This is a genomic window from Mycoplasma sp. 2248 (genome assembly GCF_034863245.1).
Lineage (GTDB): Bacteria > Bacillota_I > Bacilli_A > Mycoplasmatales > Metamycoplasmataceae > Mycoplasmopsis.
On record NZ_JAYFFC010000001.1, the window covers coordinates 38,994 to 61,720 of the forward strand.

Consider the following 22,727-nt stretch of genomic DNA (forward strand, 5'->3'; position numbering starts at 1 on the left):
TTATCATGACAATCGAAAAATTTTTAACATTTATGTCTAAGGACGTTAAAAGAAATTTAATTATTCACTTATTTACTTGTCACGAAAAAGAATGTGACGTTTTAGATTTAGTTGATCTTTTAAAGGAAAAACAAGCTAACGTTTCAAAACACTTAGGTGATTTAAGAAGAGACAAAGTGGTAGCTAGAACAAAACAAGGTAAAAAGTCAAAATACTATGTAACAAATGAATTTAAAAAACAATATGGTTACTTAGTTGAAGAAATTATGGAACACTCAGATCCTGCTTTACTTGACAAAATGGCTTGCAAATGTTTTGCAGATGGACATGTAATGGAAGTTGGAGAACACAACCACAACTTAAAATACGTTTCAAGCGTAAATAAAAAATAATATGCAAAAACCAATTCCAAAAATTACTTTCTGAAAATTAACAAAAGGCGTTAGAATATATGGTCTTTTGTCTATTTTTACAATTTCAGCAGGAGTTTTAATGGAGGTATTTTTACCTGATGTTTCAAAAGACGTAATTAATGCATTGCAAAACAATACAGCTGACATTAATTTTGTACTGCAAAAAGGAGCTATTCTAATAGCTCTTGCTCTTATTGCGCTTCTAACAGGTATATTAGGTGTATATTTTTTAAATATTGCATCCACTAGATATGCTCAAAACATTAGAAACGCAATAATTAAACAAGTTAATGAATTTTCATTTGAAGATATCGACCATTTTACAAATGGTTCTATCTTAAATAGACTGAATATAGATGTGAATAATGTTCAAATGTCATTTGGGAACATAATCGGAACTTTTATTAGGTTACCTATTATCTTCTTATTATCCCTTATAATGTCAATTAAACTATCATTGACTTTATCATCTATATTCTTAGTAACATTACCAATATTATGTAGTTTCTTTGTTTTAATCTGATTTATTAGTTTTCCTAAGTTCAAACTAATGTATAAACAATATGATTTATACAATCAAAAAATTCAAGAAAACTTAAACAGCATTAGAACAATCAAATCATATGTAACTGAAAACTCAGAATACAAAAAAGTTGCATCTTTAGCTAATACACTCAAAGATACTAATATTAAAGTTAATAAGTACTTAACTTTTAACAGTTTATTAATTAATGGAATAATTTATAGTTCATTTATTACACTTGCAATAGTTGGAACACAATTGTATTTAGGACAAAAAAATCAAATTGGAACAATTATGGCATTTGGTTCATACATCTGAATGGTTTCAGGTTCCCTAATGGGAATTATGAACGTTTTAAGTCAAATTTTAATGTCAATTCCTGCTTCAAAAAGAATTAAAGAAATTTTAAATTATGTTCCTACTATATTAGATACAACAGACGCAATCAAACACAATGTAATTGGTGACATTGAATTTAAGAATGTTTCATTTTCATATACAAATTCAAGTCATCAAGCACTCAAAGATATTAATCTTAGAATTCCAGCTAATAGTTCATTTGGAATTATTGGACAAACTGGTTCAGGGAAAACTACACTTATTAACTTAATTCCTAGATTTTATTCAGTTAAAGATGGAGCTATTTTAATTGATGGGATTAACATTAATAAGATTCAAAAAGATAATCTAAGACAACAGATTTCTGTTGTGTTTCAAGATCCAACTTTATTTAAAGGAACTATTAGAGAAAATATGCTTTTTGCTAATCCTGATGCAACTGATGAGCAAATTTATCAAGCATTATCAGAAGCAAACATTTACGACTATGTTTATGGATTAGAAGATAAATTAGATCACGTAGTAGAACAAAGAGGAAGAAACTTCTCTGGTGGTCAAAAACAAAGATTAGCAATTGCTCAATCATTACTTAAACAACCTAAAATCTTAATTTTAGATGACTCAACATCAGCGCTTGATTCTAAAACAGAAAATCACGTGAAAAATGCTGTGTCAAAATTACAAAATTGCACCAAAATTATCATCGCACAAAAGATTAGTTCAATCAAAGATTGTGATAATATCATCTTGTTACAAGATGGAAAAATCCAAATTCAAGGTAATCACGAGTATTTACTTAAACATAGTAAATACTATAATGAACTATACCAATCACAACAAAATGCAGGAGGTTTAGATGAGGTCGATGCAATCATTTAAATCACCTAATCACAATCTTAATTTAAAACTAACTAAAGAAGAAAAGTTAGATTCATTTAAGAAGTTAGTTTCTTTATTATGAAAACATAATAAAGGATGATTGCTTTTAGCTTTTACTTTAGTTATATTTAGTGCGATGGGTAATATATATAACCAACTATTTTTAGGATATGTAATAGTTGACAAATTATTGTTAGGAACAAATCCGTTTAATGAAGATAAGTTTTACATAATTATTTGTGTATCTGCATTTATTTTCTTAACAAGTATTATTTGTGATTTCATAGCTAATAGAATAATGATATCTATTACCTATAAAACAATGACTAAACTACGTTTGGACTTGTATGAGCATATACAAACTTTACCTATTAAATACTTTGATTCAAAATCTAAAGGTAATCTAGTATCTAGATTTACTTCAGATATAGATACACTTAGAATGTTTCTATCAAGAACAATAATTACAATTATTCAATCTTTTATAACTTTAACTGTATCACTTACAATCTTATTTGTACTTAACTGATTACTTAGTTTGATAATGGTTGCTTTAACAATACTAATAGCACTTAGTGCATACATTATTAGTAAAAAATCAAGTAAGTACTTTATTAATAAACAAAAAAATAACGGTCAAATAACAGGTTATGCAGAAGAAGTTATTTTAGGACTTAAAACTATTAAAATGTATGGTCAAAGTGCTAATGTAGTTAAGAAGTTCTCTGATATTAATAAAACATTAACTAAAAACAGTTTTAAATCTGAATTTATTTCTTCAATCATATGACCTTTATCAAAGAACTTAAGCAACATCGCTTATGCTCTTGTTATTATGATTGGAGCAATTGTTGTTATCACAAACCAATCAGGTAACGGAGTTGCTCTAGGATTGACAATCGGTATTGTTGTTTCATTTTCTCAATCAGCTAAAAGTTTCTCAGGCCCAATTTCAACAATGACTCAAACAGTAAGCTCATTTATGCTTGCGTTAGCTGGTTCAAAAAGAGTTTTCGATATATTAGCTCAAAAAAGCGAAATTAATCAAGGAACTATCAAATTAGTTAAAGTAATTAATGAAAATGATAAATACACTGAAGTTAATTTAAATGATAAAGATGGTTTCTATGCTTGAAAAACACAAGTAGGAAATCAAATCATTTACCAAAAAGCACAAGGTAAAATTGAATTTAAAAATGTATATTTTAAATACAATGAAAATGATGAAAAATACACATTAAAAGATATTAGTTTTGTAGCTAATCCAGGAGATAAAATTGCATTCGTTGGACCAACTGGTGCCGGAAAAACAACAATAGTTAACTTAATAACTAGATTTTATGAAGTAACTGATGGAGTGATATTGTATGACAATATACCTATTGAGAATATTGATAAACATTCTCTTAGAAAATCTATTGGTTATGTGCTTCAAGAAACAAAATTGTTTACAGACACAATTCAAAACAATATAACATATGGTTCTGATTTATATGACGAACAAATGCTATCTAATATTTCAAGAACAACTAATTTAGTTGAACATATAGAAAAATTAGATGATAAATACTCAACTATGTTAACTAATTCAAGTTCTAATTTATCTCAAGGACAAAAACAACTTATTTCTATAGCAAGAGCTAGCTATAAAAATCCAATAGTTTTAATATTAGATGAAGCGACATCTAATATTGATACACATACAGAATTCCAAATAGAAAAAGCAACCGATAAGTTGCTTCAAAACAAAACATCATTTATCATAGCTCACAGATTAAGCACAGTTAAAAATGCTATTAAAATAATTGTTATAAATGATGGACAAATCATTGAACAAGGTTCTCACGATGAACTTATAAAAAATAAAAATCTATATGCTCAACTATGAGAATATGCTTCAAACAAATAGCAGGAAAAAACAATTTCTTGCTATTTTTATATATAAAAATAGAGAGCTTAACAAATCACAATAATAAACATTTCGTTGACAATTAATCAGTGCTATGCAAATAGTGCTGATTTTTTATATCTTTTTTAAGTTAATTAATTAAATAAAGATATAAAAAATAACAAGACTATTTAATCTTGCTATTTGTAATATTTAAATACTGTTTATAAGCGTGTTTTAAGAATGCTTTTGACTTGTTATATGTAAGAATATTCAAAGCTCTTTTCATAGGGTAAAAATGCACTTTTTTGACCTCTGAGAGCAGTTTCTTAGGACAAGAAGTGGTTTTAGTATCTGCTAAGAAGTAAGTTACTTCTTTTCAGTTACCTGTTCGATTAACAAAATATGTGTCAACATAAAATTTGTCTGCATAAATTGTTATATCTTTAATTGATGTTTCTTCAAAAACTTCACGATGCGCTGTGTCAAGTTTTGTTTCGTTATTTTCCATATGTCCTTTAGGAAAATTTCAAACATCATTAATTTGTTTAATTAATAAAACTTTAATTTGTTTTTTGAATTGTTTGAAAACAATTGCGCCACACGAATATTCAGATACTTTTTGATCCATTATTTTTGATTTTCCAATCATTGTGTAGCTAATTGTTTAAGTTTTTCAACTTTGTTAAGTTGTTCTCAAGGTAAGTGTAAATCATTTCTACCAAAGTGTCCATAGTATGCTGTTTGTAAGAAAATAGGTTTTCTAAGACCAAGAGCATCAATGATACCTTTAGGTGTTAAATCAAATAATTGAGTTACAAAGTCAGCAATTACACTGTCTGGAATGTTTTTAGATGTACCAAATGTTTCAATCATAATTGAAACTGGTTTAGCAACACCGATTGCATAAGCTATTTGAACTTCACATCTGTCTGCTAAATTAGCTGCAACAATGTTTTTAGCAATTCATCTAGCAGCATATGCTGCTGATCTATCAACTTTAGTTGAATCTTTTCCTGAAAATGCTCCTCCACCGTGTCTTGCTGAACCACCATATGTATCAACGATGATTTTACGTCCTGTAAGACCTGTGTCACCAATAGGCCCACCAATAACAAATTGACCTGTTGGGTTGATTAAAATGTGTTTAGGTGCATCTAAGTTGTATTCTTTTAATACAGGTAAGATAATTTGTTCTTTAATGTATTTTTTAAACTCTTGTTCGTTGTAGTTTTTAGAATGTTGAATACTTAACAAAACTGTGTCTACAAATACATTGTCTTTGTCTGTGTAATCTAATGTAACTTGTGATTTCATATCAGCTTTAGCTCATTTGAATTCCATATTTTGTCTTAAGTTTTCAGCTCTTTTAACTAAAGCATGAGCTAATGTAATTCCTAAAGGCATATATTCAGGTGTTTCGTTAATTGCATAACCGAACATTAAACCTTGGTCCCCAGCACCGATTTCGTGTCCTTTTTCGACACCCATAGCGATATCTTCGCTTTGTTTTTTGATGTCTGTAATGAAACTTGTTTCTGTTGTGTAGTATCCGAGTTCTTTTAAGATGTTTTTAGCTATTTCTATAACATCAATATCAGCAGATGATTTAACTTCTCCTGCTATGAAAATATTATGCCCACTTGCCATTGTTTCAATAGCAACTTTTGATGTTGGATCTAAAGCAAGGTAAGCATCTAAGATTGCATCAGAAATTTGGTCACACAATTTATCTGGGTGACCTCTTCCAACTGATTCACTTGTAAAAAGTTTTCTCATTTTATCTCCTAATTTAATCAAATGTTTACTAATTATTCAGTCATTTATTTTGGGCTAATAAATTCATTGAAAAGCTAGCAAGATAATTTTACTATAAATCCATTAAATAACCTTGCGTTTGCTTCTATTTTTCAGGACAATGATTAAGAAAAATAAGGAAAATGAACCAAAAATTTTGTTTTGAAAATAAGATTAAAATCGCAAAATAAAACCCACTAAAATAGTGGGTTCTAAATTAATCATTTATTATTCAGGTAATACTAATGTTTGTGTGTATTCTCTATTATTTTCACTTGAAACTTGATATGTAATTGTAACTGATTTGTTTGCTTCATCTAATGTTCCATTAAGGAATTTACTATTTTTTAAAACAATGTTTGATACGCTTAAACCTTCTTTAAGTGCGAATAATTTGTTGTTATCACCATTACCACCAGATGTTATACCGAAGAATGCACCTTTACTGTATGATTGTAATAAACCGTTTGTTTGAATTTTTCCTTGTTTAGCATCATATGTAGTTTTAGCGTTAGCATATGTAGCTGTTGATAATACAACGAATGCATCTTTGTATGCTGATTCAGCTTCTGCAACAGGTTGGTCTGATACTGTAGAACCAGTATCAGTTCTTGATTCCTCTCCATCTGCTGTAGCTGGTGTTGTTTCTTTAGCTTTTAATCCATTAAGAACTTGTGAGAATTTTCCATTCATTGCCTCTGTTAATTCTGTAGCTTTTGGCTCAGCTGATTTTACGAAGTAGAATACTTTTTGACCTTCTGCAACTGTAGGAACAACTGTTTCAAATTCAAAACTAATTTTTGCACTTGTTTCAGATGCATCACCCGGAATAGTTTCGATTTTTGCAACTTTGAATTTAGATGCTTCTTTGAAGTTTGCATCTAATACATACCCATATTCTTCACCACCAGCTTTTGGAAGAATTGTCATTGGTGTGAATTTTAATGCGGCTGTAACGTTTTCAACTGTTAAGTCACTAAATGAAACTTCACTCATACTTTGTTTATTTAATGCTTCTAATAATTTTGCTTCGTCAATTGTAAATGCTTTTTGAACATTGTATGTATTAGCAATACCAGCAGCACTCATTGCTAAAACAGGCAATTGTGTAACTTCAACTTCATCTTCTAATGATGTAGCTTGTGTACTTCCTGATTTGTACATAAAGATATCATTGTGTGATTTATCATCTAAGTATAAGTACGGAATAACTTTAGTTTTTCCTTCTTTAAGGTTTGTGCTTGCATCTACTACTGTAAATGCTCCTTTAACTAAATCCTCACCTGGAACTGATACTTTGATTACATTTTCTAATGTTTTGTTTGTATACGAACCAGCTAAATATTTAGCACCAGCTGAAACACCTTTAGCAGTTTGAGGTTGAATTGCAAGGTTGTTTTCTTGTTCTTTATCAACTGTTGTTGACATTGTCGCTAAAACTGCTCTGAATTTTTCATATGCTTGTTCTTTTGAGATGTAACCTGCAACTTCGAAGTCTTCTGATGTAGGTTCTGTTTGACCTTCTTTTGTTGTTTTAACAGTAACTTTAGCTTTTCCAGCAAATAATAATTCTTTAGCAGCTCTACCTTCATCTGTATCTGATTTTGATAATTCATATAAGTCAACTACTGATTTTTCAACAAGTGTAACACCTTCTGGAACATCAACTGTAAAGTCATTAATATCAGCTACGTAAGCTGTTTTCTTTCCTGTAACATCTGCATTAAGTGTTACTGATACTTTTTTCTCTTCTACTGGCGGTGTCACTGGGTCCGGATTAGGAGTTTCGTTTCCTCCGTTTCCATCTCCAGGGTTACCTGTGTTTGGATTTTGATTACCATCTTTAGGGTTAGTTGAAGTTCCTGTTCCTGGGTTTGCAGGTTGTTTTAAATCTTTATTATTGTCGCCTTTATTGAATTTTCCTAAAGCCGCCATAGGAATTGTAACAATAGCTGTTCCTAATGCTGCAGCTCCTAAAATGGTGAATGCAACTTTTCAAGATCTTTTCATAATTTCTCCTTTTCAATTTCAATTTTGAAAATTGAAAAATAATTTAACTAATTTTCATTTTTAATTTGTCTAATGATTTCATCAATTTTGTATCCATTCTTAGAAACTGTATCTAAGTGGAAATGAACTGAAGGCACTTTACGTCAATCGAGTGATTTGGATAACACTTTTTTAACATAACCTGCTGCATTGTTTAATGCTTCAATACCTTTTTCTTCGTTTTTGAATAATGATACAAACACTTTCACGTGTGATAAGTCAGGTGATAGTTGAATATCCATCACTACTGGGTCTATTACATTTGAATTTGTAATATCATTAGTCACTATGTCAGCAATCAATTGATGTAATCTTGCTTCTTTTCTTTTTAAACTAATTTCGTTCATAGTTAAATTATACTTTCTTTCTTATTGAATATATATAAATATAACTATAACTATTTTATACACCTTTTACCCTAAAATGTAAGAATTTTCTTAAATTTTTGACAAAATGTGTAAAAAATAGCATCTTTTTCACAAGATGCTAATATATTTTGGTTATTTTGATTAATTTAATTTTGAAATTTTCGTAATTTTCTAGCTTAAAGTAAATGATTGTTCGTATACTTTGTCACCATTATCTTTGGTTTTGTATTTAATTGTAAGTATTTTTGTTTCTGGATTTCAAGTTCCATCAAAATACTTGTTATCCGTAGTATCTCTAGTTGAAAGGAATTGGTCTATTGTGATTCCTTCTTTAGGAAGAAGAATTTTATTATCATCGCCTTGACCACCAGATTTAATTCCTATACCATTGAAACCTTTGTAAAGTTGTAAAAGACCATATCTGCTAATTTGATTAGCTTTTTCTTGAACCTTAGCATTTACATATGCAAATGTGCCAGCTGGTTGCAATACGAATGCATTTTCGTATTGGTCAACTGGAGCTGCTATAGTTCTTGGATTATCAGTTCCACCATTTACTGGATTAACAGGAACTGGCTGTGGTTCTGGATTGGTTGGTATTTTAGGTTCTTCAGATTTTTGTTCTTTTGCAGAACATTGACCGGCAATAAGTGGCATTGATGCCACTGATAAAACACCTGTAGCAAAAAGAAAGAATTTGATTTTTTTCATTTATCCTCTTTTATTCTTTTGTCTAAAAAAGAACGTTTGTTAATTTATTAAATATATTTAATTTGAAAAAATTGAATATATTTTACTTATACACCTTTATCAAATAAAAGTAAAGCAAACTCCTTAATTTTTCACAAAATGTGTAAAAAATAGCATCTTTTTCACAAGATGCTAATATATTTTGGTTATTTTGATTAATTTAATTTTGAAATTTTCGTAATTTTTCTAGCTTAAAGTAAATGATTGTTTGTATACTTTGTCACCATTATCTTTGATTTTGTATTTAATTGTAAGTATTTTTGTTTCTGGGTTTCAAGTTCCATCAAAACACATGTTATCTTTAGCATCCATAGTTGAAAGGATTTGATCAATTGTAATTCCTTCTTTAGGGAGAAGAATTTTATTATCATTTCCTTCACTACCAAAAATACCACCAAAAATCCCTATACCATTGAAACTTTTGTAACGTTTTAAAAGACTATATCTGCTAATTTGCTTAGCTTTTTCTTTAACCTTAGCATTTACATTTTCAAATGTACCAGCCGGTTGCAATACGAATGCATTTTCGTAATTGGTTGGTGTTTTAGGTTCTTCAGATTTTTGTTCTTTTGCAGAACATTGACCGGCAATAAGCGGCATTGATGCCGCTGATAAAACACCTGTAACAAAAAGAAAGAATTTCATTTTTTCATTTATCCTCTTTTATTCTTTTGTCTAAAAAAAGAATGTTTGTTAATTTATTAAATATATTTAATTTGAAAAAATTGAATATATTTTACTTATACATCTTTATCAAATAAAAGTAAAGTAAACTCCTTAATTTTTCACAAAATGTGTAAAAAATAGCACTTTTGGTGCTATTTGTAAAATATTCGGTTAATTATTCAGCGTCTTGAATTGAGTCAACACCAGGTAAGTTTTGACCTTGTAATAATTCTAAGCTTGCTCCACCACCTGTTGAAACGTGTGAGAATTTATCTTCCATTCCTAATTTTTCAACAGCAGCAACTGAATCTCCACCACCAACAACTGTGTAAGCGTTTGATAATTTAGAAACAGCTTCACATACTGCTAATGTACCATTTTTGTAGTGTTCAAATTCAGCAACTCCCATAGGTCCGTTTCATACAACTGTTTTAGCTCCTTCAAGAGCTTCTTTAACGTTTTGGATTGATTTTGGTCCAAAGTCAAGCCCCATAAATCCATCTGAAATTGAACCTTCTTGAATTGTAGGTTCAACGTCTGCAAACATTTCAGCTGTAGCGTGGTCAACTGGTAAGATAACTTTGTCTGAGTATTTTGCTAAGAAATCTTTAGCTAATTGAATGTAATCATTTTCAACTAATGAAGTTCCAACTTTTTGTCCTTGAGCAACCATAAATGTGTAAGCCATAGCTCCACCAATGATTAATTTGTCAGCAATTTCTGCTAATTTTTCTAACACTAAGATTTTGTCTGAAACTTTAGCTCCACCAACGATAGCTACATAAGGGTGTTCTGGGTTTTGTAAAACTTTAGATAATGATGAAACTTCTTTTTCCATTAAGAATCCTAAAGCTGATTCAGCAATGTTTGAAGCAATACCAACATTAGATGCATGTGCTCTGTGAGCTGTACCGAAGGCATCATTTACAAATACATCACCTAATGAAGCTCAGTATGCTCCTAAATATGGATCGTTTTTAGATTCAGCTTTGTTATTTAAGTCTTCAAAACGTGTGTTTTCAACTAAAATAACATCACCACTTTCCATTTGTTTGATTGCAGATTCTAAAACGTTTCCACGTGTTACAGGAACAAATGTAACTGGTTTTTTAAGTAATCTAGCTAATTCAACTGCAACTGGTCTTAATGATTTGTCTTTTAAATCTTCTTCTGTTTTTACTCTTCCTAAGTGTGAAAATAAAACAACTTTTCCACCTTTTCTGATGATGTACTGAATTGTAGGAAGTGCTGCAACAATTCTTTTAGCAGATGTGATAACACCATTTTTTAACGGTACGTTAAAGTCAACTCTAACTAAAACTGTTTTATTTTTCAAACTAAGTTCATTTAAAACTTTTTTCATTGTATCTCCTATGTAAATATAACAAATAAAATAAAGTGTATATATTATAAAGTATTAAATAAAAACACAACAATATTTATTGTTGTGAAATTTAAGGTTTAATAAAGATATACAGGTATATAACTTAAAGCTAAAATAAAGTATAAAGAGTATATATCTTTAATAACATCTTTGTAGATTGTATTGATTAATTTTTCTTTATTACCAATAAATCTAGATGAATTTATAGCCATAAATCCGGATGAACATTGAAATGAGGCGTAAATTACATCATTATTAGCTCAATAACGCATACCTTTGGCTATAATGCTTGTATTTTTAATACCAAATTGGAAAAGTTTATTCATTTCTTCCATTGCTAATGGAGTAAATAATTGAAACATTTTAGTTGGATTATTAGATTTAACTTTGTAAATTTTGTTAAATTCAATGTTTTCAAGTTCTACTGATTCTAAATTAGAAAACTTATCTCCAAAGAATGTAAAGTTTGCTTGGTCTTTTTGAGCAAGTGCTCTTGCATCAATTTTTATTAAAGCACTATAGTAATGCTCTTCGTGAGTATTGCCATCTTTATCTCTGTGGAAATCGACTCAATGTGCTTCTGATATATGTGCGTGATATTTATTATCAATAGTAACTGTTTGAATTTCAGTTACACCTCTTAGTTGTGAATCATTTGGTATTCATTTAGGTCTAGTACTTAAGTATTCCTCTTTTGTAAACTTATTTGTATTAGGATCAAAATTATGTTTTATAGATGTAGGTGTAAAGTTTGTGCCTTCATATTTTCATCTGTCAATTAGAGCTTCAATTGCAACTCCATAAATATTTGATTTATGAAGCTGACTTATGATTTTTTTTTTAATTTTTCTATTAATATTTCATGCTTTGATTCAAAAACCAATAGCAACAAGTATAGATATTACAAATACAAGTGCAAAAATAATTGCAAAGGTAGTAAATACCGAAAGCGTTCTAAAACCACCATATTCTTTTGTAGTTTCTAATCCAAGAAAAAAACCAGAAAACAAGAAAGCACCTATTGATGCTAAAAACACCCTAAGTGCATATTTATTGGTTCTTTTATAAGCTACATAGATTGGTAATTGAGTAATTTCATTTACACGATTTTTAACGATTGGTAATACAGTTTGATTTGCTTTTTCATAGAATTTATCTATGCTAATAAAATCTTCAGCTCTTTTCATATTTTTTATAATCCTAGAGCAACCATATCAACATCTTTTCTAGCTTGAGAAGATGCTTGGAATAATCTAACTGTTGATAATCCCATATTTGCAGCAACAAGGTTAGATGGAATTTCAAATAACATTCTGTTGAACATATTAGCTTGTGAATTGTAATTTCTTCTAGCAGCTGCAATTTCACGTTCAATGTATGTTGTTTCGTCCATTAATTCAGCATATAAAGCACTTGATTTAAGTTCTGGATAATTTTCTGAAATAGCCATTAAACGACCGAACACTGATTGGTTTAATTTGTCTAATTCTTCAGAATTTTCAAGTGTTCTACCTGACGAAACAAGTGAACGCATTTTTGTAACGTTTTCAAAAACTTCAGCTTCGTGAATTTTGAATGATTTAACTTGTTGCACTAATTTAACAAGTGTATCATTACGTTTTTGCAATTGAACATCAATGCTTGATGCACTGTTGTTAATGTTATTTTGCATTCTGTTTAATTCATTTTTCTTTGCAAAGTATCATAATCAACCTAAACCTAAAGGTAAAGTCATTAAAATGTACATAAAAATCTTAAGTCCTGTAGATGCTTTAGCAGGAATTTCAGCACTTGATGCTGTAGGTTCAAAACCTTTTTGGTTTTGTTCTTCATTATGTGAATATAAATTTGCCATATTTAATCTCCTTTTTTTTATTTATCTATAATTTTATATAAAAATAAGTTAAATATATTGAGTAAAAAAATAATAAAAAACACAACAATTTCTTGTTGTGTAATCGATTTGATTAATATAAGTAAACAGGAATGTAACTTAATGCTAATACAAAGTATAAAGTGTAAATATCAGTAACTACATCTTTGTAAATTTTTGCAACAAATTTGTCTTTTTTACCAACAAAAACCGGAATATCAATATTCATAAATCCGGATGGAGTTACAAATGAACAGTAAACAATATCATTGTTTGCTCAATATTCAAAATCTTTAGCTTTTTTAATGTTTGTGTGTTGTAAACCTTGATTGATTAATTTAACTAATTCTTCCATTGCAAGTGGTGTGAATAATTGGTACATTTTTGTTGAATTATCACTTGCAACTTTGAAAATTTTGTTAAATTCTTTGTTTTCCATTTCTACTGGCTGAAGACCATTTTTATTATTAAAGTATGTAAAGTTTGCTCTATCTCTTTCTTTAAGTGCTCTAGCATCAATTTTAAGTAAAGTAGAATATCAAGTTTGTTTTGTTTCGTGTCCTTTTTTGTCTCTTGTGACTAAAAGTCATTCAGCAACTGAAACGTGTGCGTGATATTTATCATCAATTGTAATTGTTTGAACTGGTGATGCACTTTCTAATCAAGCATTTCGTGGAACAAATGCAGGTTTGAATGATTCATATTCTTTGGTTGTGAATCTTTCTGTTGAAAAATCATAGTTATGTCTCATTGAACTAGGTTCAAAATCATCATTTCTATATTTTCATCTTGTATCAGCTGAATTAACTGCTTTTCCATAAACGTTATCTTCTCTTAATTTGTTTGCAATAAAGCTTCTAAAAATTAAGTTTCTCTTTTTAGCTAATTGCACAAACACAAGTGTTAATATGAAACAAATAAAAGCGGCAAGACCAAAAATACCAAATAAAACAAGTTTAGCCATTGCATCTTTTACTGCAATAAAACATATTATCGCTATTAAAGCAGATAAAATCATACTTGCAATTGAACCTAAAGCTCCATATTTCATACTTTTATATTTTTTGTATAAAGGCGATTTGTAAGCATCATCTACTGCATTTTGGATAATTGGAAGCACAACTTGATCAGTTTTTTCTTTGAACTGTTCTATAGTAACAAAATCTTCAACTCTTTTCATCTTATAAACCTAATTCTTGCATATCAACATCTTTTCTAGCTTTAGAAGATGCTTGGAATAATCTAACTGTTGATAATCCCATATTTGCAGCAACAACTTTTGTTGGGATTGTAAATAATTCTTTATTGAATGTGTTAGCTTGAGCGTTGTAATTTCTTCTAGCAGCTGCAATTTCACGTTCAATATATGTTGTTTCATCCATTAATTCAGTGTATAAAGAACTTGCTTTAAGTTCTGGATAGCTTTCTGAAATAGCCATTAAACGACCGAATACTGATTGATTTAAGTTTTCAATTTCGGCTGAGTTTTCAATTCCTCTACCACCAGCTGCTAATGAACGCATTTTTGTAACGTTTTCGAAAACTTCAGCTTCGTGAATTTTGTATGATTTAACTTGTTGTACTAATTTAACAAGTGTATCGTTACGCTTTTGCAATTGAACATCAATGCTTGATGCACTGTTGTTAATATCATTTTGCATTCTATTTAAACTATTTTTTCTTTTGAAGTATCAAATTCAACCTAAAAATAGTGGAATAGACATAATAATGTATAAAAATATTTTTGCAGCTGTAGAAGCTTGAGCTGCGATTTCAACACTTGAAGCTGTTGGTTCAAAACCTTTTTGGTTTTGTTCTTCATTATGTGAATATAAATTTGCCATTTTTCTCCTAATCCTTAAATGTTTGTTAATCTATTAAATACAAGGCTAATATTCATCAAAATATGTAAATATTTGTTGTATTTCAACTCTATTCTAAAAAAAAAAAAAAAACGGAAGTAAAAAGTCAAAAATCCTGAAATTATGTAAAAAAAGATGAAAAAATAGACAGATTTCACTCTGTCTATGTAAATTTAAATAACTTAAATTATTTTTCTTGGTAGTTTGATCCACCTCTGATTTTACCTTTTGTACTGTGAATTAACATTCTACCTTTGTTGTTTTTTGCTAATTCTTTAGCAAATTCGATTGCTTCTTTTTGTGTTTCAAAAGTTTTAATAGCCTTTACTCCACCTTGTCTGATAACTTTTCATCCATCATTGTGTTGTGAAACGTGTCAAACAGCGTCTAATTCTTTAACTTCTTTTTCTTGAACTTCATTTACTTTTGCCATAATTATTCGTCAAGCTCATCAATTCTAGATTGATGTCTTCCTCCTTCAAATTGTGTAGTCATATATTCATTTAACATATCTTTAGCCTCTTCAAATGTTACTTGTCTTCCACCGAATACAAGAACATTTGCATTATTGTGTTGTTTTGCTAAGTGTGCATCTTCAACAGATGTAACTCTAGCTGCACGAATGTGTTTGTGTCTGTTAAGTGCATATGAAATACCTAAACCTGTACCACAAACTGCAATACCAAAATCAGGGTGTGCTTCATCTACATAGTTAGCTAATTCCTTACCTTTTGAAGCATATGACACTGAAACTGAATCTGTTTCAGGTCCTAAGTCTACAACATCAAACCCTTGTTCTTTTAAGTATGATGCTAATTCGTCTTTTAATTTGTAACCTGCGTGGTCACTTGCAAGTGCTACTACTTTTTTGCTCATTAGTCCTCCTTTTAAATTTTGAACATTAATTTATTGATAAATTTATTGATAAATTAATTATACAAAGTTTTAAAAACTTTTGTATTTTCAATTTTGCGAAAACTTTAGTGGAAAAATCGTGCTTTAGTTCCTTTTTGACAAAAATTACTAAATATAATGAGATGAAGACACAAGTAGATCAAAGAGATTGCTCATTATATGTGCTAGATTATTTTCACGAGTTTTTCTACAAAGAAAATTTAGATATTAATAATCTAAAATTGCAAATTCAATACAGTACAGCAGGTATAAGTTTAGAAAACATCAAACTCCTTGCTTCAAAAGTAAATTTGGAGCTTAATGCTTATGAAATTAATTGTGAACAATTGCTTTTGTTAGAAAAGCAAGTTTTTCCTATTGCAACAGTTATCAAAAATAATACTTCAGACCATATGATTGTAATTAGGAAAATCAAGAACAATAAATTTTATATTTATGATCCGATTGATGGCGATGTTAAATTGAGTAAAAATGAATTTAAAACTAAATTCACTAACATTATTGTTGCATTTAGTAAAAGCAAAAAGCAAATTGATAATGAAGATGAAGAAAACAAGAAAAATATAAAACCAAATCCATTGATAAGTAACTCCAGAAGTTTAAAAATTTCATTATGGTCTAGCTTCTCATTTTTATACTTATTTTGTTTACTCATAGAAATAAGCATCTATATTTCGTTTCCATTCTTGAATAAAATTATCCTAAATAATATTGTTTTAAATAAAGATGATCAAATTCTTATGTTCTTAGGAATGATTTTTAGTGTGTTATTTTTAATAAATTTCACATTTAACTTACTGACCAGACAACTGATGTATAAAATATCAACTAAATATAAAAGTGACTTAATTAATAATTTAATAAATGAATTGAAATTTAAAAATAAGCAAGTAATTAATTTGCTAACTTTTGCAGATTTTAAAAACAGAATTATTGCACTTGATAATTTAAGTTTATTTAAATTGTGTTTTATTCCTGAATTAATCAGCACAGTTATTTCGATTGCTGTTTCATTTATTTTACTAATCAATATAAATTGAGTGTTGCTTTTAATAATTTTTTGTTATTCAGTAATTACATTGATTTTAAGTTTTATTAATAAAACTAATTTTGATAATAACTTCAATAAATTACTCAATAAGTCAATTATGTTTGAAGATACCTTATTTAATATTTACAAATTAAATCAAACTTCACATAATGAAAATCTGCTTAATAATTTAAATCTTAAATCTACTTATGTGAATGAGAAATTGCGTAGTGATTCAATTATTTTTAAGAATAAACAAAGCTTAATTAATTATTTAAGTTCATTTTTAGACTTTTTAGTTCCTTTATTAATTTTAATAATAGGAACTATTCAAATTTGAAATCAAAATTTAAGTGTTATCAATTTAATTTTCTTTTTAACCGGTGTTTCTTTATTCACTAAGCCAATTAAAAATATAATCCCATTAATAACTAGTTATAGTCAATATAAAAAGGATTTAGATTTGATTTCATTATTAAATTTTGAAGACTTAAAAATACCTAAAACTAGCTTACAGAAGGAAAGAATAATTAAAATTCAACTTTCTAATATAAGTTATTCATACAATTCATTAAAAGTTAATAAAGATTTAGAAATCAGAAAACTATTGATTGATTCGAACATACATTTAGTCGGTAAAAATGGTTCAGGAAAAAGCACACTCTGTTCTGTATTGAACGGCTCGTGTGAGAGTTTATCCGGAATTATTAAAGTTAATGATCAAAAGCTCAATCCATTCTTAGATGAAACATACAAACAAAGAGTTTTATATATTTCAAATCAGATGCTAAATTTAAAGATTAGAACACTAGAATACCTATGTTTAAGTGATATTAGTATTTTCAAGTCAATTTTAGAAAACAATAAATTAGATAAATTCATTGATGAATTAAACATTAATTTAAATTCATCACTGGACCAATTATCTAGTGGTCAGGTTCAATTTGTTAATTTGCTAAATATATTTTTAAATGACTATGATTTATTGATACTAGATGAAGCTTTTGCAAATATCGATAGATCAATGTTTGAAAAACTAAAACCTATTATTAAAAATAATTTGCAAAACAAATTAGTTGTAGAAATTTCACACAATAATAGATATATTTTCGATGATTCCAAGGAAGTGAATATTGAAAACTTATCTTAAAGAACATAAGTGAAATTTCTGCATACTACTTATATTGTTTTTCGTTTTCGCAGCGCTTATTTTAGTCTTATGTTCAACTAAAGTAAATGTATATAAACCAGTTTTAATAACTGCAGAAGGTGATGATTTATATTTATACAACTTCAACATTGATAATCAAAAACTAGATACCTGTTATGTTAGTTTTGTTTATGATAATGAATTTTATAAATTCAATATCGATATTTCTAATCAAGATCACTCTGATGTTCTTATTAAAAGTAATGAACTGAAATTATTTGTAAATGAAAATAACATTAGACAAATTCAAGTTAATTTACTAATTGATCAAACTTTATTTATCAAATATGTCTTGGGGAGTATATAAAAAACTCCATTACAGAGTTTATTTATGATAAGTAATATTATTTCTAATTGTAAACGCTCTATAAATTTGCTCAACTAACATAACTCTAAATAATTGATGTGGAAAGGTCATTTTTGAGAAGTTAATTCTATTAGCGAACATTTCTTCATCAACTCCATTTGAACCACCAATTACAAAAGTTACATTATCAATATCTAAAAATGTTGAACCAAACTCTTCAGAGCTTAATTGTTTTCCTTGTAATGATAAGTAGATGACTTTTGAATTTTTAGGTATCTTTTCTAAAATCATTTCAGTTTCTTTTTTAATTTTTAACTGAATGTTATCTATCTTTTGTTCTTTAATTTCGATTAAATTAATCTTTGCAAAGAAGTTAATTTTCTTAACATAATCATCATATAAAACTTGAAAATCTTTTGTTAATGAACCTACTGCAACTATATTCAGTTTCATTATTTGTTTTTTCTAGTTTCAATATGGAACATAAGCATTTGAATGTCAGCCGGGTTAATTCCACTAATTCTTGATGCTTGCCCAATTGTTAAAGGTCTAATTTTTTCAAGTTTTTGTTTAGCTTCTGTAGCTATGTTTTGAACTTTTGAATAATCGATATCTTTAGGTATTTTAAAGTCTTCTAATTTATTCATTTTTTGAGCATCAGATTTTTGCTTCTTAATGTAACCTTCAAGTCTTACCATAATAGTTAATTCATTTTTGTAAGGGAAGTCAGCTAAAACATCAACCGGATCAACATCTGGTCTAGCTAAAACTCTTAACATTGAAACTCCATTTTCTACTCCAAGTTTCTTAGCTAATTCTGATTTAGATGATAAGTATGTGTTTTCTAATTCATTGATTTTTTCATCAATCATTTGGTATTTATTAATTATGTTTTGGTAATCTACATCAGAAACTAAACCAACTTCATTTCCATATTTTGCAAGTCTAATATCAGGATTATCATTTCTTAATAATAAACGATATTCAGCTCTTGAAGTTAACATTCTGTAAGGTTCTTTAGTCCCTTTTGTAACTAAATCATCAACTAAAACACCAATGTAAGCATCGTGTCTTTTAAGAATCAATGGTTCTTTAGCTTCAAGTTTTCTTCCTGCATTAATTCCAGCAATAAGACCTTGAGCTGCTGCTTCTTCATATCCACTTGTTCCATTAATTTGACCAGCTGTAAAGATGTTTTTGATAACTTTAGATTCTAATGTAGGTGTAATTTGCAATGGATTTAATGCATCATATTCAATTGCATATCCTCATTTTTGAACCTTCATATTTTCTAAACCAGGAATTGTTCTTAACATTAAATCTTGAACTTCAATAGGCATTGATGTAGACATTCCGTTTACATAAATAATTGAACCATCAGCAGTTTCTGGCTCAAAGAAAACTTGATGTCTTTCTTTATCAGCAAATCTCATAACTTTATCTTCAACACTTGGGCAGTATCTTGGACCGATCCCTTCAATAAGTCCTGAATACATAGCTGATTTATCAATGTTATTTCTAATAATTTCGTGTGTTTTCTCGTTTGTGTAAGTTAAATAACAAGAAATTTGCTTATCAAGTTTAACATTTGAACGCGATGAGAAAGCTAAATAAGTATCATTAAGTTCTTCTTTTTCAACTTTTGAAAAGTCGATTGAATCAGCATAAACTCTGGCAGGTGTTCCAGTTTTTAATCTTTGTAAATCAAAACCTAACTTAGCAAGTGATTGTGATAATTTTGGTGTTGTTTTTTGATTATCAGGTCCTGAAATTTTAATTTCATCACCTCTAAGAATTCTTGAGTTCATATACGTTCCAGTTGTGATAACTAAAACTTTAGCATCTAAAATTGAACCATCTTCCATTTTGATCGCTTTAAATTCGTTATTATCATCAACAAGAATATCCTCAGCAACTCCTTCAATTAAATTTACATTTTTATGATTTTGTAATGCATCTAAAATAAGTGCTGAATATTTTTCTTTATCAATTTGAGCTCTCATAGCTCTAACTGCAGGTCCTTTTGATTCATTAAGCATCTTAATTTGAATCATTGCTAAATCTGAAAAGTAACCTTGAACTCCACCAAGTGCATCAATTTCACGTGTAATAATTCCTTTAGCAGGTCCACCAATTGATGGGTTGCAAGGCATCATAGCAACTTTTGAAAGATCAAAAGTGATAAGAGCTACTTTGTGACCCATATTAGCTAAAGCAAAAGTTGCTTCAACACCAGCGTGGCCTCCACCTATAACTATTGCTTCAAATTCTTTTTTGTTCTCTAAAATACCTTTATTATTCATAGTTTCATAATTTTAATTTATTTTTTAATTTTTAAAAATCATAAAATTAGTTTATTTTATGGTCTAAATTGATGTTTTTGATTAAATAGCGCAATTAAAATAACAAAATTAATTAAAAAATGAACAGACTTTTAAATCTGCTCATCTAAATAATTTTAATTAATTAATCATCATACTCATCGATGATTTCTTCATCATCTGATTCGCTCGGAAAATCATCTGGTTCGATGTTTCTTGTGAATTTACAGTTAGGGAAGTTTTTGCAAGCAATGAATGGTTGATTTTTCTTGTTATATCTTTTAACTAAGATACCATCATCTTCAGGACAAGTTGTGTCCAATTGTTCTAATTTGAATGTGTAAGGTGTAATTTTACCTTGTGCATTATCAAATTCAACAAGGAAGTTATCCCAGAAATCTTGCATAACTTCATTTTTAGTGATTTCATCTTCAGCAATTTGGTCTAATTCTTCTTCAACGTGTGCTGTATAACTTTCATTAATAATATTAGGAAAAGCTGCGATCAAGTTTTGTAAGATAATTTCACCAAATTCAGTAGGATGTAATGCACCATTGTTTAATTCAACAAAACGTCTGTCTTTAACAATTTGAACTGTTGAAGCAAATGTTGATGGACGGCCGACTTTGATGTTATCAAGCGCTTCAATGAGTGTCCCATCATTATATCTTGGTGCCGGTTTTGTTTCGTGATCACATAAGATAAACTCATCAACTTTAACTTCTTGATCAATTTCGTAATTTGGATCAACTTGTTCAGATTCTTTACCTGTTACAACATAGTAACCATTAAATTTAATTGTTGAATAAGAATTTTTAAATGTGTATTTATCATTTACATAAGTATATTGAACACTTGTTCTAATTGGTTGCTTAATTAGAGCTTGAAGTGTTGTATCATAGATTAATTTGTAAATTCTTACATCATTATCTTCCATTTTTGGATAGTGAATTTGAACTTGTTCAGGTGTTAATGAAACATCTGATGGTCTAATAGCCTCGTGAGCATCTTGATCTCCACTAAATCCTTTAATTTCATCGGCAATGTAATCTTCACCTCACTTATTTTTGATAAATTTATGTGCATCATCAATAAATGATTGAGATAAACGTGTTGAATCTGTTCTTGGATAAGTAATTAAACCGTTTTCGAAAAGTTTTTTAAGAATATTTGTTGTTGAATTAGATGAAAATGGTGACTTTTTATATAAAACAGCTTGTTTGAACGGTTGAATCGCTCCAACTTTTCTATCAGAAACTTTTTTGTTAGTTACTTTTAAAACTTTAGGAGCTGACTCAAAGTATTCTTTGATTACATCAACTTCTGAACTGTAAATTCAGTTTTTTCTATCTGATTCATTAGCTTCATTGTGATATGCAGCTAAAACAGGATTGTTATTTAATTTAGCATCAAGGGTAAAGTATTTTTCAGGAATAAATGCTCTGATTTCTTTTTCTCTATCAACTATTAATTTAAGAGCAATTGATTGAACTCTTCCTGCTGTAGGTTGACCTGGTGTATTTTTGAATTTATATCTTAATAAATAAGATAATCTAAATCCAATAATTCTGTCAAGCATTCTTCGACTCTTTTGAGCATTAACAAGAGCATCGTCAATACCTGTTGGATTATCTAAGGATCTTAAAATAGCATCTTTAGTAATCTCATTATATTTAATACGTGAGTATTTTTCTTTGGGTATTTTTAAATAATCAACTAATTGGTACCCAATAGCTTCTCCTTCACGGTCAGGGTCAGTTGCTATATAAACGTGTTCTGCTTCTTTTGTTGCTTTTTTAAGCTCGTTGATAATATTTTTCTTTGTATTATCAGCTGTATAAAGAGGTTCTCAAGTATCAAAATCGATACCTAACGAATAAAGACCAGAAATCTTCATTCTAAGGAAATGACCTACAGATGCAATAACACTGTATTCATCTCCAACGTATTTTTGAATTGTCTTAACCTTTGTAGGTGACTCGACAATAATTAATTTTTTCTTCAAGGTTGTTGCACTCATATTGGAAAATATATACTTTTTTTAGAAAATCAAAAGCATTTAAATTATTCTGCTTATATTAATTATTAATATTTTAATAATTAGGAAATGTAAAAATTTTTACATCACACAACAATAGACCAATCTTTTAAAA

General features: G+C 28.7%; 21 protein-coding genes. 5 read left to right on the plus strand and 16 right to left on the minus strand.

Features of this window, described 5'->3' with window-relative positions; all coding sequences use genetic code 4:
- The first annotated feature begins 5 nt into the window (after positions 1-5).
- From VBM91_RS00090 to VBM91_RS00100, 3 genes are read left to right on the plus strand one after another with little or no spacing between them, the layout of a single operon-like run.
- Positions 6-392, plus strand: a complete 387-nt coding sequence (locus tag VBM91_RS00090) for a transcriptional regulator (RefSeq protein WP_323188879.1) — start codon at positions 6-8, stop codon at positions 390-392.
- Position 393: 1 nt separating this feature from the next.
- Positions 394-2,154: an ABC transporter ATP-binding protein gene (locus tag VBM91_RS00095; protein ID WP_323188880.1), complete on the plus strand. Its 1,761-nt coding sequence runs from the start codon at positions 394-396 to the stop codon at positions 2,152-2,154.
- Positions 2,141-4,063 carry an ABC transporter ATP-binding protein gene (locus tag VBM91_RS00100; RefSeq protein WP_323188881.1) on the plus strand — a complete coding sequence of 641 codons (1,923 nt, stop codon included), beginning with the start codon at positions 2,141-2,143 and terminating at the stop codon, positions 4,061-4,063. Before VBM91_RS00095 ends, VBM91_RS00100 begins: the two co-directional genes overlap by 14 nt.
- A 166-nt stretch (positions 4,064-4,229) precedes the next feature.
- On the opposite strand, the gene VBM91_RS00105 is transcribed toward VBM91_RS00100, so the two are convergent.
- The 13 genes from VBM91_RS00105 to VBM91_RS00165 all read right to left on the minus strand — a co-directional run bounded on the left by VBM91_RS00105 (position 4,230) and on the right by VBM91_RS00165 (position 15,667).
- Positions 4,230-4,673: an NUDIX domain-containing protein gene (locus VBM91_RS00105; RefSeq protein WP_323188882.1), complete on the minus strand. Its 444-nt coding sequence runs from the start codon at positions 4,671-4,673 to the stop codon at positions 4,230-4,232.
- Positions 4,673-5,821: a methionine adenosyltransferase gene (gene metK, locus VBM91_RS00110; protein WP_323176389.1), complete on the minus strand. Its 1,149-nt coding sequence runs from the start codon at positions 5,819-5,821 to the stop codon at positions 4,673-4,675. Before metK ends, VBM91_RS00105 begins: the two co-directional genes overlap by 1 nt.
- A gap of 246 nt (positions 5,822-6,067) precedes the next feature.
- On the minus strand, positions 6,068-7,849 hold the full coding sequence (locus VBM91_RS00115; protein WP_323188883.1) for a hypothetical protein: 1,782 nt from the start codon (positions 7,847-7,849) through the stop codon (positions 6,068-6,070).
- 47 nt (positions 7,850-7,896) lie between these two features.
- Entirely contained in the window at positions 7,897-8,235 is a 339-nt protein-coding gene (gene rbfA, locus VBM91_RS00120) for a 30S ribosome-binding factor RbfA (RefSeq protein WP_257089750.1), read from the minus strand.
- A 192-nt stretch (positions 8,236-8,427) separates the two neighbouring features.
- Positions 8,428-8,967, minus strand: a complete 540-nt coding sequence (locus tag VBM91_RS00125) for a hypothetical protein (protein ID WP_323188884.1) — start codon at positions 8,965-8,967, stop codon at positions 8,428-8,430.
- Positions 8,968-9,192: 225 nt separating this feature from the next.
- Positions 9,193-9,651 carry a hypothetical protein gene (locus tag VBM91_RS00130; RefSeq protein WP_323188885.1) on the minus strand — a complete coding sequence of 153 codons (459 nt, stop codon included), beginning with the start codon at positions 9,649-9,651 and terminating at the stop codon, positions 9,193-9,195.
- Positions 9,652-9,847: 196 nt separating this feature from the next.
- Positions 9,848-11,035, minus strand: a complete 1,188-nt coding sequence (locus VBM91_RS00135) for a phosphoglycerate kinase (protein ID WP_323188886.1) — start codon at positions 11,033-11,035, stop codon at positions 9,848-9,850.
- 98 nt (positions 11,036-11,133) lie between these two features.
- Positions 11,134-12,243 carry a DUF3137 domain-containing protein gene (locus tag VBM91_RS00140; RefSeq protein WP_323188887.1) on the minus strand — a complete coding sequence of 370 codons (1,110 nt, stop codon included), beginning with the start codon at positions 12,241-12,243 and terminating at the stop codon, positions 11,134-11,136.
- A gap of 5 nt (positions 12,244-12,248) precedes the next feature.
- Positions 12,249-12,911, minus strand: a complete 663-nt coding sequence (locus VBM91_RS00145) for a LemA family protein (RefSeq protein ID WP_323188888.1) — start codon at positions 12,909-12,911, stop codon at positions 12,249-12,251.
- 112 nt (positions 12,912-13,023) lie between these two features.
- Positions 13,024-14,109: a DUF3137 domain-containing protein gene (locus tag VBM91_RS00150; protein WP_323188889.1), complete on the minus strand. Its 1,086-nt coding sequence runs from the start codon at positions 14,107-14,109 to the stop codon at positions 13,024-13,026.
- 1 nt (position 14,110) lies between these two features.
- A complete protein-coding gene (locus VBM91_RS00155) occupies positions 14,111-14,773 on the minus strand; it encodes a LemA family protein (protein ID WP_323188890.1) in 663 nt (220 codons plus the stop codon).
- Positions 14,774-14,978: 205 nt separating this feature from the next.
- Complete coding sequence (locus tag VBM91_RS00160; RefSeq protein WP_257089736.1) at positions 14,979-15,224, minus strand: DUF2188 domain-containing protein; 246 nt, start codon at positions 15,222-15,224, stop codon at positions 14,979-14,981.
- Between the two features lie 2 nt (positions 15,225-15,226).
- Positions 15,227-15,667: an RpiB/LacA/LacB family sugar-phosphate isomerase gene (locus tag VBM91_RS00165; RefSeq protein WP_257089734.1), complete on the minus strand. Its 441-nt coding sequence runs from the start codon at positions 15,665-15,667 to the stop codon at positions 15,227-15,229.
- 161 nt (positions 15,668-15,828) lie between these two features.
- On the opposite strand from VBM91_RS00165, the gene VBM91_RS00170 reads away from it, so the two are divergent.
- Positions 15,829-17,886 carry an Mbov_0121 family peptidase domain-containing ABC transporter gene (locus tag VBM91_RS00170; protein ID WP_323188891.1) on the plus strand — a complete coding sequence of 686 codons (2,058 nt, stop codon included), beginning with the start codon at positions 15,829-15,831 and terminating at the stop codon, positions 17,884-17,886.
- The gene (locus VBM91_RS00175) at positions 17,870-18,253 is read left to right on the plus strand and encodes an MAG1140 family protein (RefSeq protein ID WP_323188892.1); all 384 of its coding nucleotides are present in this window, start codon (positions 17,870-17,872) and stop codon (positions 18,251-18,253) included. The genes VBM91_RS00170 and VBM91_RS00175 overlap by 17 nt, the downstream gene beginning before the upstream one ends.
- An 18-nt stretch (positions 18,254-18,271) precedes the next feature.
- On the opposite strand, the gene VBM91_RS00180 is transcribed toward VBM91_RS00175, so the two are convergent.
- The 3 genes from VBM91_RS00180 to topA all read right to left on the minus strand — a co-directional run bounded on the left by VBM91_RS00180 (position 18,272) and on the right by topA (position 22,594).
- Positions 18,272-18,706 carry a 23S rRNA (pseudouridine(1915)-N(3))-methyltransferase RlmH gene (locus tag VBM91_RS00180; RefSeq protein ID WP_323188893.1) on the minus strand — a complete coding sequence of 145 codons (435 nt, stop codon included), beginning with the start codon at positions 18,704-18,706 and terminating at the stop codon, positions 18,272-18,274.
- Positions 18,706-20,556 (minus strand): tRNA uridine-5-carboxymethylaminomethyl(34) synthesis enzyme MnmG, encoded by a 1,851-nt coding sequence (gene mnmG, locus VBM91_RS00185; RefSeq protein ID WP_323188894.1) that lies wholly within the window; start codon positions 20,554-20,556, stop codon positions 18,706-18,708. Before mnmG ends, VBM91_RS00180 begins: the two co-directional genes overlap by 1 nt.
- A gap of 163 nt (positions 20,557-20,719) precedes the next feature.
- The gene (gene topA / locus VBM91_RS00190) at positions 20,720-22,594 is read right to left on the minus strand and encodes a type I DNA topoisomerase (protein ID WP_323188895.1); all 1,875 of its coding nucleotides are present in this window, start codon (positions 22,592-22,594) and stop codon (positions 20,720-20,722) included.
- Positions 22,595-22,727: the final 133 nt, after the last annotated feature.